Origin of the sequence: Vibrio sp. D431a (assembly GCF_030248655.1) — a bacterium.
Taxonomy (GTDB): Bacteria; Pseudomonadota; Gammaproteobacteria; order Enterobacterales; family Vibrionaceae; genus Vibrio; species Vibrio alginolyticus.
Genome location: NZ_JAHGAP010000020.1, coordinates 22,235 through 35,736, shown reverse-complemented (window position 1 = coordinate 35,736; position 13,502 = coordinate 22,235). Strand labels below are relative to the sequence as shown.

12 protein-coding genes and 1 tRNA gene are annotated in these 13,502 nt (G+C 44.6%); 7 read left to right on the top strand and 6 right to left on the bottom strand.

What is annotated here, in order from left to right:
• Window positions 1-2: 2 nt before the first annotated feature.
• From flgA to KJB35_RS17670, 3 genes are all read left to right on the top strand, one after another.
• The gene (gene flgA, locus KJB35_RS17680) at window positions 3-749 is read left to right on the top strand and encodes a flagellar basal body P-ring formation chaperone FlgA (RefSeq protein WP_005382020.1); all 747 of its coding nucleotides are present in this window, start codon (window positions 3-5) and stop codon (window positions 747-749) included.
• A gap of 116 nt (window positions 750-865) precedes the next feature.
• Window positions 866-1,180: a flagellar biosynthesis anti-sigma factor FlgM gene (gene flgM / locus KJB35_RS17675; RefSeq protein WP_017819976.1), complete on the top strand. Its 315-nt coding sequence runs from the start codon at window positions 866-868 to the stop codon at window positions 1,178-1,180.
• A gap of 27 nt (window positions 1,181-1,207) precedes the next feature.
• Entirely contained in the window at window positions 1,208-1,633 is a 426-nt protein-coding gene (locus KJB35_RS17670) for a flagella synthesis protein FlgN (RefSeq protein ID WP_005382015.1), read from the top strand.
• Between the two features lie 102 nt (window positions 1,634-1,735).
• Here the strand turns inward: KJB35_RS17670 and flgP are convergent, their stop codons facing one another.
• On the bottom strand, window positions 1,736-2,167 hold the full coding sequence (gene flgP, locus KJB35_RS17665; RefSeq protein ID WP_005382014.1) for a flagellar assembly lipoprotein FlgP: 432 nt from the start codon (window positions 2,165-2,167) through the stop codon (window positions 1,736-1,738).
• 9 nt (window positions 2,168-2,176) lie between these two features.
• Complete coding sequence (locus tag KJB35_RS17660) at window positions 2,177-2,815, bottom strand: FlgO family outer membrane protein (RefSeq protein WP_005382013.1); 639 nt, start codon at window positions 2,813-2,815, stop codon at window positions 2,177-2,179.
• 169 nt (window positions 2,816-2,984) lie between these two features.
• On the opposite strand from KJB35_RS17660, the gene KJB35_RS17655 reads away from it, so the two are divergent.
• The 3 genes from KJB35_RS17655 (at window position 2,985) to KJB35_RS17645 (ending at window position 5,156) form a co-directional block, all read left to right on the top strand.
• Window positions 2,985-4,118, top strand: coding sequence for a flagellar assembly protein FlgT (locus tag KJB35_RS17655; RefSeq protein ID WP_005382012.1), 1,134 nt, complete (start codon window positions 2,985-2,987; stop codon window positions 4,116-4,118).
• A gap of 175 nt (window positions 4,119-4,293) precedes the next feature.
• Window positions 4,294-4,370 (top strand) — tRNA-Arg (locus tag KJB35_RS17650).
• A gap of 279 nt (window positions 4,371-4,649) precedes the next feature.
• Window positions 4,650-5,156 carry a hypothetical protein gene (locus KJB35_RS17645; protein ID WP_005382011.1) on the top strand — a complete coding sequence of 169 codons (507 nt, stop codon included), beginning with the start codon at window positions 4,650-4,652 and terminating at the stop codon, window positions 5,154-5,156.
• Between the two features lie 116 nt (window positions 5,157-5,272).
• On the opposite strand, the gene KJB35_RS17640 is transcribed toward KJB35_RS17645, so the two are convergent.
• The 4 genes from KJB35_RS17640 to chiP form a co-directional block, all read right to left on the bottom strand.
• Window positions 5,273-6,235, bottom strand: a complete 963-nt coding sequence (locus KJB35_RS17640) for an OmpA family protein (protein WP_005382010.1) — start codon at window positions 6,233-6,235, stop codon at window positions 5,273-5,275.
• Window positions 6,236-6,875: 640 nt separating this feature from the next.
• Window positions 6,876-8,303 carry a glutamate--tRNA ligase gene (gene gltX, locus KJB35_RS17635; RefSeq protein WP_005384075.1) on the bottom strand — a complete coding sequence of 476 codons (1,428 nt, stop codon included), beginning with the start codon at window positions 8,301-8,303 and terminating at the stop codon, window positions 6,876-6,878.
• A 177-nt stretch (window positions 8,304-8,480) separates the two neighbouring features.
• Entirely contained in the window at window positions 8,481-9,077 is a 597-nt protein-coding gene (locus KJB35_RS17630) for a DUF2057 domain-containing protein (protein ID WP_005382008.1), read from the bottom strand.
• 123 nt (window positions 9,078-9,200) lie between these two features.
• The gene (chiP, locus tag KJB35_RS17625; RefSeq protein ID WP_017819978.1) at window positions 9,201-10,322 is read right to left on the bottom strand and encodes a chitoporin; all 1,122 of its coding nucleotides are present in this window, start codon (window positions 10,320-10,322) and stop codon (window positions 9,201-9,203) included.
• Between the two features lie 478 nt (window positions 10,323-10,800).
• Between chiP and KJB35_RS17620 the strand changes: the two genes are divergently transcribed.
• The gene (locus KJB35_RS17620) at window positions 10,801-13,497 is read left to right on the top strand and encodes a copper-translocating P-type ATPase (protein ID WP_017819979.1); all 2,697 of its coding nucleotides are present in this window, start codon (window positions 10,801-10,803) and stop codon (window positions 13,495-13,497) included.
• The last annotated feature ends 5 nt before the right edge of the window (window positions 13,498-13,502 follow it).

Sequence of the window (13,502 nt, the reverse complement as noted above, 5' to 3'; positions counted from 1 at the left end):
GTATGGCGTATTTCACTTTCACTTCGACACCATTGACTATGACAATATGTAGAGCGCTAATTACAAAGTACGCTAAGTCTATCGGCATTTTGCTCAGTATGTTTAGCTTTTTTGTTCATTCAGCTTCAGATAATCAGATCGAGCAAATAAAAACAGCAGCAGAACAACATATTCTTGCTACGGTTGATCAGCCTGATGGTGGCGAGCTATCTGTTAATGCGGCAGAGATCGACTCGAGAATAAAAGCAACGGATTGCCCTGTTCCATTAGATACATCTGCCTCTTCCACCAGCAGCACGAGAAGTAACATCAATGTGTTAGTGGAATGCCAACCGGATGACTGGAAAGTCTATGTCCCTGTGAGGATCTCGGTATCAGTACCAATGATCGTCGCGACACGAACATTAGGGAGAGGAGAAATCGTCAGCGCATCGGATGTTACCACTTCCATGATCGAGCTACAGCGCTTTCGTAAAGATGGATTTTCTAGCTACGATCAAGTGGTTGGGGCAAAGCTAAAGCGTAATGTTCGTTTAGGCGATGTCGTAGAGAGAAATGATGTTTGTGTGGTATGCCGAAATGAAAAGGTCATTATCAAAGCGGTGAATTCTGGCATGACGATCACAACGCAAGGCACAGCATTGCAGGATGGTTCAGCTGGCGATCAAGTAAGAGTGAAAAATGATAAGTCACAACGTATAATAGAAGGCATAGTGACTGACATTGCGGAAATCACTGTTAATTTTTAATACCCACTGGTAGCGTGTTTAAACTGATCAATAAAAATGCAAAAAATGACTAAAGTTATTTTTGCGCTGGTCGATAGTCTGGATACCAGTATTACGATACAAGGCAAAGGTTAAACATGGCAGGTATAGATAATATACGTTCAGGGCAAATGATGACGACAACAAGTCGTGCTCCTACACGTAACGATTCCAATGCTACCAGCACGACAGAATCAAAAAAGGCGCCAGCGCAACAAGACGCAGTATCACTCAGCCAGCAAAGTAAAGCCGTCAGTAAACTCCAGAAGGATATGGCAGCTTCTCCGGCATATGACAGCGCCAAAGTTGCAGCAATCAAAGAAGCTATCACAAACGGTTCATACAAAGTCGATCCTGAAAAATTGGCTGACAACATGATTAAGTTTGAAAACGAATTGCAAGGCAAAAGCTAACTGGCTTAGGCCGAAGGTAAGTGTTTTATGGCAGCATTAGTCGATCTCGTTAATTTCCAGCTAGAAAATGCTAAGGCACTTTCCGCTGTTTTACGCCAAGAAACACAAGCAATCACGGCGCGTGTCTCTACCGAGATTGAGAACATTGCCAAACAGAAGATGACGCTCATTGATCAGCTCAGAACAACTGATCAGCGAATCGCCTCTCACCCGCACGTCAATCAACTTACTGAAGATGAGCACCTAAGTCAGGTTGTTGCTCAGATCCAATCGATCGTCCTCGACTGTCAACAAGTTAACCAAGTAAATGGCGAATCGCTTAGTCGCGCACAGCTGAGCTTCAATAAACTCAACAACATGCTTCAGCGAACTCATGGCAAAGTTGGCATGACCTACAATGCGGGCGGAAAAACCCACACCATCTCGACGCTTGGCACCAATATAAAAGCTTAAACGTCACTCTTACCCTCAATTCCCGCGCTCACGTAGATATAAAAAAGCGACTCATTGTTACCAATCAGCCGCTCAAAAAGATTATCTGTCTAGTGAAATGGTTTAAAACAAGGTTTGCTGACGCTTCTCAGGCACCTGCTGAACTTCTCCATAATCACGTAGCTTATCCATCTTACGGATATCCAGGCGCAGCTCAGTCACATAACTGTCTTCAACAAGATAACTACGCACAACTTCTGCACCACGAATTACACCATCGACGGCACCAGTGGTGCTTTCAATACCCAAACGCTGGTCTTGCAGCTCTGCACGTCCACTAACACGCATGCCATAAACTTGCTCTGCTAGCTCACGATAAGCATCAATTTTTGATGCGCGCATTGCTCGTACACGCTTTTCTTCAACTGTGCGGCCTGTTTGCTCACTGACGCTGGCATAACCCACCGCCACTAAGATTTCATCTTGACGCATCTGTTGTAATGGCTGACACCCAACCAATATCAGTGTGGCAACAATAAATAATAACTTCTTCATGCTTCTATCCTATGGACGGAGAATCACAGTGTACGGCTGACGAATAGTAGGGTCAGAACGAATCAACACACCATCTTGTGTGCGGATGCTATTTAACGTATCTAAGTCACGCCCAATACGGTCAGCCGGAAGGAAACCTTGCGCTGTCGCTACAACTACACGGCTTTGCATGCCAACCACGCGTGCATTGACAAGCACTCCGCCCTCTTGGCGCAGCATTGTTCCGGTCAGTACATACTGAATTTGCTGCTCTTGAGCTAAATCTTGCCAATCACGACTTAAAGCAAAATCGCCCTGCTGCGTCACTTGAATAGAGCCCGTAGTTTTGAAATCAACCACTTTAAACCCTCGGCGCTGAAACTGATGGATAAAACCTTCAGAGACCGAGTTACCTAACCAGTTTGTTGCATCCATATTTTGTAGATCAACAAACGAGGTAATCGCAATCGGTGTCCGCGCTGATACTGCCACATTAGAAACCATCAGGTCTTCTGTCATGCTCTCAATGAAAAAGTCCATCGTATGACGCGGACTATCCATCAGCATGAACTGGCTTCCCGAGTACGGTTCTTTACCATTGTAAATCGGTGAGTACGCGCACGATGTCAGAAGCGTCATCATCGATGCGGCGACAAGCCACTTTTTCATGGTTTGATTCTCCAGATAATCTTAGGTGATACCGTTCTTTATTAATTCCTTTCCAAGAAAGTGAATATTGGAACAGTCTTTGCTTTTCTTTGTTTGCCTAACGAAGAAAAACCCACCAAACTTCACTGAATTTGTTAAAGCAATATTTATACCCGAACGGTTGTAACCAATGAAAAAAATATTAAACAGTCTGTTTTCAATCACTTTAGTGATGCTTGTGCCTTTTAAGGTAATGGCATCTTGGTATGAAGTCACAGGCGTTGCCACCATCGTTTCTTCAGAAGAGACGGCAAGGCTCCATGCGTTGGAAGACGCGCTGTTCAAAGCCGTCAATTTTTCGGGCGCAGATATTGGCAGTATTAGCAACTTGATGCCGCTGTTAGAAGAAAGCCGCAACGAATACCAGTTTACCAATCATGAAGTCCGTTACATTTTGGTCGAATCTGAACGCAAACGTCGCGGTAAAGTCGAGGTAAAAATCCGCGTTGATATTTATCCATCGGCAACGGGTTGCCACACCGATCAATACAAAAAGACAATGCTGGTCGGCAATATTGAGGTCGCATCACCACAACAAGCAGTGATGGGACAAATTTATCAAGTTGGTGACGATTTTAGCCACGTAGTGAACCGTCAACTTGATCAAACCTCACGCAGCTTTGTGTCTGTTGGTACAACGGACTACTCAATAAGCAGCAACTATCCTGCTCGCACTCAAATGATCGCGCAAGACAATGGCGCACAATACATCATTGGAGGGGTCATCACCGATCTCACTGCAACGGTCGAATCTCAACTATTGCAAGATGACATCATCAATCGTCAGTTTGCGTTAGAAATGAAAGTATTTGATGGTAAAACTGGCCATGAAATCTTCAACAAAGCCTACCGTGAGGTCGCGCGTTGGCCATTTGCTAAGACGAGTCAAGTGGACACTCGTAGTGCACGTTTTTGGGCATCGACCTATGGCGAGATGATGCTTCGCGTTAGTCGCAATATTATGTTGGATCTGGAGTCGGAGCTATCTTGCAAAATTACACTGCCAGAGGTTGTGGCAGTCTTCGGTAATACCGTAACGATGGATCTCGGCCGTATGCACGGCGTAAAAGAGGGAGACAAATTGCAGCTTTGGCACACCGCGTCGTTTATCGACCAAAATGGATTGCCAAGAAACAAAGTCTCGCAAAGCGAAATTACATTAACGGTATCACGCATATACGAACACGAAGCGGAACTGACGATTGATCAGCCAAATTTAGCATCTAGCGTTCAAATTGGCGACGTAATGAACAAGATCCTATAAAAGCAAACATTAAGTCTTGAGATATGCTCACTTTTGAATATCATAGGCAGCGCATCTTATTTGATTATACCAATGACCGTAGCGAATCGTTCAACGTGATGCTGATACAGATCTGGTAGATTGCTAGATTTGAACTCAGTAAAACAGTGCAATGAACTGCAACTATTGGTATTACGCCCCCATGGCACAGCTGGATAGCGCAGTCCCCTCCTAAGGGACAGGTCGTAGGTTCGAATCCTACTGGGGGCGCCATATCATAGCCTTAGCTCCCACTTGAGCTAAGGCTTTTTTGTATCTTCAATTTCAAGCCTCGCACTGCTCCCCCTAGTACACCGTGTTAGATAATCTTCCCAGTAATCAATATGATCGGATCGGGTGTTTCGGTTACGGGATAAACCCTTCTACTGATCTGACTTCTTCCCCTTGAAATCATTTCAACAAGCCCTATTTACAGTTTTGTATTTTATTACTTTAATTATCTATGAGTTTTGCTTACCCTTTTAGCTATTAATAAAATTATTAGTTAGCACTATGTCTAAGAGCAATTTAATAACTAACACTGGACACCGCTTTATTTCTAAAGGCAAGACAGCCTTTAAGATACATATCCATACCCCCGAGGATACGGTACTACACCGCTCGGTAGGATTTGTTCGTATTGGAGAAAAGAAAGGCTTACAAAAAGCCATTAAGCTGAGAAACGAGTTAGGCCGGCAAATGTGGGGCAAATTCTGGCGACGTCTTTTGAAAGACCCTTACCTAATGACTAGGCTTCCACATAGCGTTGAGCCTAAAATCGTTCACAAGCCTAACCCTACTCTTGAAAACCCTGACAACCGAGATACGTGTTACATCGCCAAGTGGCGAGAGTTCAATGATGACGGCGAGTATAAATATAAAACGGTGGTTCGCTCTATTAGTAAGTACGGCAAACTTGCCGCCTACATGCAAACCAAAAAAGCGTTGTTAGAAGCACATAAAGATAACTTGGAGATCCTGACATTTATGGGGCGTTTAAACAGCATTGATCTTAAGTAATACCTGGCCACTTTGAACATTTCAGTCAGTTTTTTTGAAGAGAAATAAAAAGCCCCAAAGAGCGAACTCTTTGGGGCTTTCAGCTTCAGTCTTCTATACTACGGTCGAATAGGAGCTTATTGCTGAACTTGGTATTCAAATTCTGGAACAACGACTTCTACGCGACGGTTTTGTTGACGACCTTCACGAGTGTCGTTTGAAGCGATTGGGTTGTTTTCACCTTCGCCACGAGCTTGGATACGTGATGAATCAATACCTTTTTCAACGAGTGCGTTAGCAACAGACTCAGCACGTTTTTCAGAAACTTTTAGGTTGTAAGCTGCTGGACCAGACGTATCTGTGTAACCTACAACTTCAACGTTCGCTTGTGGGTGCTCGTTTAGGAAAGCAACTAGGTTATCAAGTTTTGCAGCGCTCTCTGGTTTTAGAGTTGTGCTGTTTAGATCGAAGCTACCTGTACCAATTGTTTGAGTTTCGAATGTTTTCGTAACTACAACTGGCTCTTCTACCACTTCTTCTACAACCACTTCTTCAACAACAACTGGCTCTTCTACGATTACTGGCTCATCGTTGCCGCCGAATTTGAAAGAAACACCTAGTGTTGCAGTGTTACCTGTCGCACGAGTTACATCGTTGCTGATGTCAGTTAGTGTTTGGTATTCCGCACGAGCTGTTACGTTTTGGCTTAGGTTGAATTCAAGACCAGCCGCGCCTAGGTAAGAGTAATCATCTTTGCCATCAAACATTACGTAAGCGCCACCCACTTTACCGTAAAGTGCGATGTCTTCAGTGATTGGTAGGCTAAATTTAGGAGCAAGAGTGATCGCTTCTACGTGGCCACCGAAAGAAGTTTGGTTAAAATCACCGATGTTGTCGAAACCCGCTTCTACTGCGAAGTATTTATTCATTTCGTAACCAACAAAAGCGCCAAGAGTAGAATCGTCTTTGTCACAAGCCTGGCCCGCTACACACGCGTCTTCCATCCATGACTTACCCATCTTACCACCAACGTATACTTCTGCTTGTGCTGCTGAAGCCATAAGTAGAGACGCTGAAATTACCGCTGCTAATTTTTTCATTATTGATTCCTCTAAAGAAGTTCTTTTGTTAGATGCCGAAATGCGCCGTCTGACTGACGTTGTATTTCAATTCTTTTTATTCATTCCTTGAGTGAGATACTTAGTCAGCTTCTTTTTATGCACATGCATTTTTTTTATGGAAGCAACTTACGTATATTTCCTGTTCAGTGATACATATCGCCATCTCGGTATCGCTGACGGGATGAACTATAACGCTAAGAAATCGCGAGAAAAATCCCAATTCTGTCAATTTATTGTCATCAAAAATCTCGACAACATGTGATCTTAAGCAAAAAAATCCCCACGCAATCACGACGCAAACGTTTGCTTTATTTTTTGAAACAACATAGCTAAAGCAAAGGTTTTTCTTAAAAATGAGACAAACAAAATGGAACTTTAAGGAACATGGATAAAAATCAATCAGATATTTGATATATAATCGCTCGTTTTTTATTCATGCCAACGATATTTGGATTAAAAAATCTTATCCATATTGAGGTAAATTACAGGTGAAACCATCTCTTCATTCACCAATATGAGAGAAAGTTTCTCGTTATCTAAATTGAAGATACAAAAAAGCCGCGGTTGCTCACCGCGGCTTTGTGACTATTTATTCAAAAGAACGTTCAGTTCAAAGCAATTATGCGTTTGCTTCACGCTCAGCAATGAACTCAAGCGCCATCTTAATGCGAGCAATACAACGCTCTTTTCCAACCAGCTCCATTACTGCATCGACAGAAGGAGACTGACCGCCTCCTGTTACAGCAACACGTAATGGCATACCGATTTTGCCCATGCCGATTTCCAACTCTTCACATACTGCTGCGATAACGCCATCTTTGATGTTCGCTGTCGTCCACTCAGTTAGTGCTTCCACTTTCGCTAATGCAAGTTCTAGAGGCTCTTTAGCCACGCCACGTAGGTGTTTCTTCGCTGCGCCCGCTTCAAACTCAGAGAAATCTTCATAGAAGTAACGGATTTGCTCAGCTAGCTCAACTAGTGTGTTGCAACGCTCACCCACTAGCTTGATCACGTCAGTGATAGCAGGACCATTCGTTACGTCTAGTTTTTGTTGATCTAGATGCCATTGTAGATGCTCAGCAACGTACGCAGGATCTGAGTTCTTGATGTAGTGGTTGTTCAACCATTGCAGTTTGTCAGTGTTAAAAGCAGACGCTGACTTAGATACTGCGTTTAGGCTAAATAGATTGATCATCTCTTCTTGAGAGAAGATTTCTTGGTCCCCATGAGACCAACCAAGGCGCACTAGGTAGTTGTTTAGTGCCGCAGGCAGGTAGCCCATATCGCGGTATTGCATGACTGATACAGCGCCGTGACGTTTAGACAGTTTCGCGCCGTCATCACCCAGGATCATTGCACAGTGTGCAAATGTAGGTACTGGCGCACCTAGTGCTTCGTAGATGTTGATTTGACGAGGCGTGTTGTTGATGTGGTCTTCGCCACGAACAACGTGAGTGATACCCATGTCCCAGTCATCCACTACTACACAGAAGTTGTAAGTAGGTGAACCGTCTGTACGACGAATGATTAGGTCATCCATTTGATCGTTGCGGATTTCAATGCGACCACGGATTTGATCATCAAATACTACGCTGCCTTCTTTCGGGTTACGGAAACGGATAACACATGGATCGCCATCTTTTGCCGCTTCGTTTGCTGCTTTGATTTTTGGATGGTTAGCATCGTAGCGAGGCATTTCTTTATTTGCTTCTTGCTCTGCACGGATTTCATCTAGCAGCTCTTTAGACGCGTAACATTTGTAAGCTTTGTCTTCAGCAAGAAGCTTATCAACCATTTCGTTGTAACGGTCAAAACGTTGAGTTTGGTAGTAAGGACCTTCATCCCACTCCAAGCCTAGCCATTCCATGCCTTCAAGAATTGCATCAACCGCTTCCTGAGAGTTACGCTCAAGGTCTGTATCTTCGATACGTAGAACGAATTCACCACCTTGGTTTTTAGCGTATAGCCAAGAGTAAAGTGCAGTACGCGCACCACCAACGTGTAGATAGCCAGTTGGGCTAGGAGCAAAACGAGTTTTAACCGTCATTTGAGTTCCTTAGGGGTAATGAGCAACGAGAGATCTCTCGTTGTAATGTCAAGGATAAAAGTGGCGACATTTTACCACCGTAAGTCAATTCTACAATCGGTTTGACAACAGAAATAAAAACAGGGCAGAACCAAAAAGGCACAGCCCTACTATTTACTGTTAAAGCACAAGACAAAATTACTTCAGGTTACGCATTGCCCATTGCATAAATTCTTGCTGCTCTTCACGGCTCAATTCATTAAACGATGCTTTGATTGTTTTGGTTTCCGCTGGAGAAGACGCAATGCTTGCCTTAGTCGATTCTTTATTCATTGCGTTATTATAGTCGGCAACTTCTCGTTCATAATCACGAAAACCTTGCAAACCACCTTTACGAAGTTGAACCATAGAGAATGCCACTTCTTTTCCGTTTTTGTCTTTCAATACCACTTTAGGATCGAGTTCGAAGGCTCTCGCCTCTTCAATAGTACGGAATGTTTGATAAGTCAGAGAAAGCTCGGTGTCTTTTTCTGCATCAAACTCTAATACCAGCGGCTGCGAATCGAATTTACGGCGCTTTCCATCTTCAAATACGATTTGTCCAACCGTTACCGCCAATTGGTTTTCCCCATCCTTTAACTCGATGCTGTTGTTCTTGGATATCCACTCAGGGTAGACGAACTCGCCGTTGAGAACGCGAGGAACTAATTCAGATTGCAGAGTGAGTTGAGCAGCAAAAGCTGGCGCCGAAAGCATTGCGCAAAGTCCGAGAAGTGTCGTTGTTTTTTTCATCATGGTTTCTCACTTTATACCAATTTAGATAAGCCTCTAAAATTTACAGGCCAGTCATTTCAAAGGCTTATTTGAATAAGTATCAAGATAAAAAGGGCGTTTCCGCCCTTTTAGCTGCTTCTTTAGTTAGAAGTAGTATTCAACACCTACAGAGAACTCGTCGTAGTCAGCAGACTTCCAACGTGCTTCTGTTGGTTTATCTAATTGAGACGCACCGTCGCCAAAGTCTAGAGTACGAGCACGTACGTACAGCACTGCCGATGGGTCTACGAAATACATAACTTGTGCTGATAACACATCATCCGCTGTATCGTTAATTTTCTTACCATCACGCTCTAGATCAAAGTTAGCGGCGTAAGCCAGTTTGTATTGCCAATCACCCGTGGTGTACATGATAGCGGCAGACATTGCATCTTGCTTTTCACTCACACCATTGCTTGCGTCCGCCTCCATGTATTTGTATTGCGCGAAGAAAGAGATTCCGTTATCAAACCAGCCTTGTGCCCCTACCAAGTACGTGTTGTTTTCCCACGTTTGGCTTTCCATCTTGATATTACGGTTACCTTCATATGCCGCATCTAACTGGATAGGACCAATTTTGTAGTGTGCAGCGATACCACCCCAGTAGTCATCCCCTTCACCTAGACCTGCTTTATCACCTGCACCAGCTGCGATATCTAGGGAGAATTTGTCAGCAAACATTGGAGAGTCCCAGCGGATAGTGTTTGATTGACGGTCTTGGTACTTGGCGCCACCAATAGCACCACCCCAGTCGTATACATCGCCCAGGCCAGGGTTAGATGCTGGCCAGTCAACCAATTCGTACATAGGTGTCAAAACGCGACCCAGGCGAATTTGCCCCCAAGATGCACTTTCAAAACCGACGAATGTGTCACGTTCACCAAGACCTGCGCCCTCGCCACCAAAGCTAGGGTCTACATAACCGCCTTCGATTTGCCAAATAAAAGTAGGGTCGAAGTTAGCAAATTGTTTCTTACCACGGAAACCGATACGAGATTCGTTGTTTAGCTGCATGCCACCCAAGTCATCGTCCGTTGCTTTGCTGCCAGAATCGTAATCGCGGTACGCGGCCTGCATCGCGATGATCCCGTAAACTTCATAAGAAAATGAATCTTTGGTTAGAAACTCTTTTGCTGCGTCACTGTTTGCACCATCAGCAAATGCAACACCACTGAACATCATGCCGGTAATTGCCGTGGCAAGTAGGCTTTTCTTTAGGTAAGACATTATAAACCCCTATATTTTTAGTTTTTTCCATTTTCAAATTCACTAACTAGGACATGGCAGGAACTTGAAACAGTGTTTGGACGGGGCAAATATGACAAACTTTTTTCGCACTAAAAAACTTTCCCTACAGCAATCTGAGCGACTTCAAAATGAGAAGATCAAAAATAAAATAAATCAATAAAAAACAATTAGTTAACATCAAATATAAAAAATAAAAAACGTTAAAAGTACGTTTTGACACTGAACTGACATTGAGAGCATCTAAAAAACGTGAGCGACTTCATTCATCTTTTAGGTGTTTTAACGGAACTTTATATTCAAAGAGAAAAAACCTTGAGATCACTCGCAAGTAAAATGACCGTGCACTTGTGGGATTCGAGAGATTTTGACGAAATTGTTGTGAGTAGCAAATGGGTATTGACCTTACCCTTGCAGGAAGGTTTAAGCTCATAGCATCACTACTATTGAGGTGCAGATTATGTATCAGTTAGTTATACCTTTATCAGGGCTCAACTGCATGGGCTGTGCGAGAAAAGTTGAGAATGCTTTACATGCGAATCACGATGTGGAGATCCTCAATTTGTCCCCGACGCAAGTAGAGGTCAAAACCGAGTCTTCTCTTAAAGAGCTCGTCTCGTCGATTGAATCTCTTGGTTACCAAGCAGGAAATCACTACGAACTAAACCTTTCAGGCTTAAGCTGTGGCGGTTGCGTCAAAAAACTTTCATCTTTATTAGAATCTAATCAAGACGTTATTTCTTTTGAGGCTTCAACAACGCACTTAGAGATTCGTACCCTCCTCTCCGAGCAACAAGTGATCGACTTAATAGCAACACTCGGCTATACCGCCAACCTTGATTCTGTTGAAGTAGAGAACGAAAGCTCACCAGAGACCGAGCCGGTAGAAAAGCAAAGCAATATTAAAGATACGCAGGTGCCACCAGCGAGTATTCAATTGCAAATGCTGATTCAAGGCATGACGTGTGCGAGTTGCGTATCTTCAGTAGAGAAAGCACTTACTAACGTAGAAGGCGTTGAGAAAGCACAGGTCAACCTTGCAGAACAAAGCGCACTAGTATTCGCAAGCCAAGACTCTGATGACCTCCTTAACGCAATTGTTGAATCGGTAAAACAAGCCGGTTACCAAGCAGAGATCCTACAAGACGCCGCAACCCAGCAAGAAAAGCAAGCACAGCAACAACGTCAGCAACAAAAACGCTTTAAACTGGATGCTATTGCTGGCCTTGTCGTCGGTGCCCCTTTAATGATTTGGGGCGTAGCTGGCGGCAATATGATGATTCGCAACACCAACGACCAATTAGCTTGGGGCGCGATCGGTATCGTATGTTTACTCCTTCTTGCCACAGCAGGGAAACACTTCTTCAGTAACGCTTGGTTAGCAGCTACTCACAAGCGCGCCACCATGGACACGTTAGTCGCGCTCGGTACTGGCGCAGCGTGGTTCTATTCGATGCTTGTGGTGATTTTCCCAGACTGGTTCCCTCTTGCTTCACGCCACGTGTACTTTGAAGCGAGTGCAATGATCATCGGCTTAATTTCTCTTGGGCACTATATAGAAGCAAAAGCCAAAGCAAACACAACACGTTCCTTACAAGCGTTGATTAACCTGCAACCTCAGCAAGCTACGGTAATTACGGAACAAGGCGACCAACAAATCGCGGTTGAGCAAATCACGTTAGGCATGAAACTGCGTATCAAACCAGGCGAGAAAGTGCCTGTTGATGGTGTTGTGATTCAAGGTGAATCATACATTGATGAGTCGATGCTCACTGGTGAACCAGTACCAGTATTAAAAGCGCAAGAGGCTCAAGTGTCTGCCGGGACATTAAACACCGATGGTGGATTAGTCATTGAGGCAACGGGCATTGGCGCAAATACCATGCTGGCTCGTATCATCCGCATGGTGCGCACAGCGCAAAGCAGTAAGCCAGCCATCGCGAAACTGGCAGACCAGATTTCATCGGTGTTTGTCCCTGTCGTTGTTGGTATAGCAATACTGGCCGCGCTCGTTTGGTTTGCCGTTGGCCCAGAGCCAAAAGCGAGTTATATGCTGGTGGTCACCACAACCGTCCTGATCATCGCCTGCCCTTGCGCCCTAGGCTTAGCAACCCCACTTTCTGTCACGGTGGGAGTGGGTAAAGCCGCAGAGCTCGGCATTCTGATCAAAGACGCCGACGCCCTGCAATTGGCAAGCAAAGTCGACACGGTTGTGTTCGACAAAACTGGCACACTTACCCAAGGTAAACCTAGCGTTCAGCAAGTGTTTACTCACGCCACCAGCCAAGAAGATCTATTGGCTTTAGCGTATGCGGCAGAGCGTCAGTCTGAGCACCCACTGGCAAAAGCGGTATGTGATTACGCCAAACGACACGACGCAAAAGACGTCTCATTAGACAAGTTTGAGAACGTTCGCGGACGCGGCATTTTGGCGACGTATCAAGATAAACCGCTGCTCATTGGTTCGCTTCAATTTATGCAAGCAGAGAACGTCGAGACCAGCGCACTAAAACCTGCCATCGATGAATGCGCAAAAAATGCGTGGACTCCGGTAGCTGTGGCATTGAACGGCGAACTGATCGGTCTGATCGCCATTGCCGACCCGATCAAATCAGATGCGAAGCAAGCGCTCTCTGCATTAAAATCGCAAGGCATCAAAACGGTAATGCTGACGGGCGATAACCAACACGTTGCCAATGCTATCGGCCAAGAACTTGGTATTGATGAAGTGATTGCCCAAGTAATGCCAGATGAGAAAGCTCAGCACATTGAGCAACTTCAATCTCAAGGACATGTCGTGGCAATGGTGGGGGATGGCATTAACGACGCCCCTGCTCTCGCGTTATCCAACCTAGGTATTGCCATGGGTAGCGGCAGTGATGTCGCCATTGAAAGTTCGCAAATGACCATCCTGAACACGTCACCAATGGCGGTAGTACATGCGATTGAACTCTCTCGCGCTACACTTAAAAACATGAAGCAAAACCTATTTGGTGCCTTTGTTTACAACTCGTTGGGTATTCCAGTTGCCGCTGGCGTGCTTTACCCAGCGTTTGGATTTTTGCTCAGTCCTGTTGTCGCAGGAGCGGCAATGGCACTGTCTTCAATTACTGTCGTTAGTAATGCAAATCGACTACGACTGTTTTCAGTAAAATAACCACT

What these genes read in the sequence shown, in the direction of transcription:
- flgA (WP_005382020.1), top strand. Translation starts at nt 3, where the DNA reads ATGGCGTATTTCACTTTCACTTCGACACCATTGACTATGACAATATGT.
- flgM (WP_017819976.1), top strand. Translation starts at nt 866, where the DNA reads ATGGCAGGTATAGATAATATACGTTCAGGGCAAATGATGACGACAACA.
- KJB35_RS17670 (WP_005382015.1), top strand. Translation starts at nt 1,208, where the DNA reads ATGGCAGCATTAGTCGATCTCGTTAATTTCCAGCTAGAAAATGCTAAG.
- flgP (WP_005382014.1), bottom strand. Translation starts at nt 2,167, where the DNA reads ATGAAGAAGTTATTATTTATTGTTGCCACACTGATATTGGTTGGGTGT.
- KJB35_RS17660 (WP_005382013.1), bottom strand. Translation starts at nt 2,815, where the DNA reads ATGAAAAAGTGGCTTGTCGCCGCATCGATGATGACGCTTCTGACATCG.
- KJB35_RS17655 (WP_005382012.1), top strand. Translation starts at nt 2,985, where the DNA reads ATGAAAAAAATATTAAACAGTCTGTTTTCAATCACTTTAGTGATGCTT.
- KJB35_RS17645 (WP_005382011.1), top strand. Translation starts at nt 4,650, where the DNA reads ATGTCTAAGAGCAATTTAATAACTAACACTGGACACCGCTTTATTTCT.
- KJB35_RS17640 (WP_005382010.1), bottom strand. Translation starts at nt 6,235, where the DNA reads ATGAAAAAATTAGCAGCGGTAATTTCAGCGTCTCTACTTATGGCTTCA.
- gltX (WP_005384075.1), bottom strand. Translation starts at nt 8,303, where the DNA reads ATGACGGTTAAAACTCGTTTTGCTCCTAGCCCAACTGGCTATCTACAC.
- KJB35_RS17630 (WP_005382008.1), bottom strand. Translation starts at nt 9,077, where the DNA reads ATGATGAAAAAAACAACGACACTTCTCGGACTTTGCGCAATGCTTTCG.
- chiP (WP_017819978.1), bottom strand. Translation starts at nt 10,322, where the DNA reads ATGTCTTACCTAAAGAAAAGCCTACTTGCCACGGCAATTACCGGCATG.
- KJB35_RS17620 (WP_017819979.1), top strand. Translation starts at nt 10,801, where the DNA reads ATGTATCAGTTAGTTATACCTTTATCAGGGCTCAACTGCATGGGCTGT.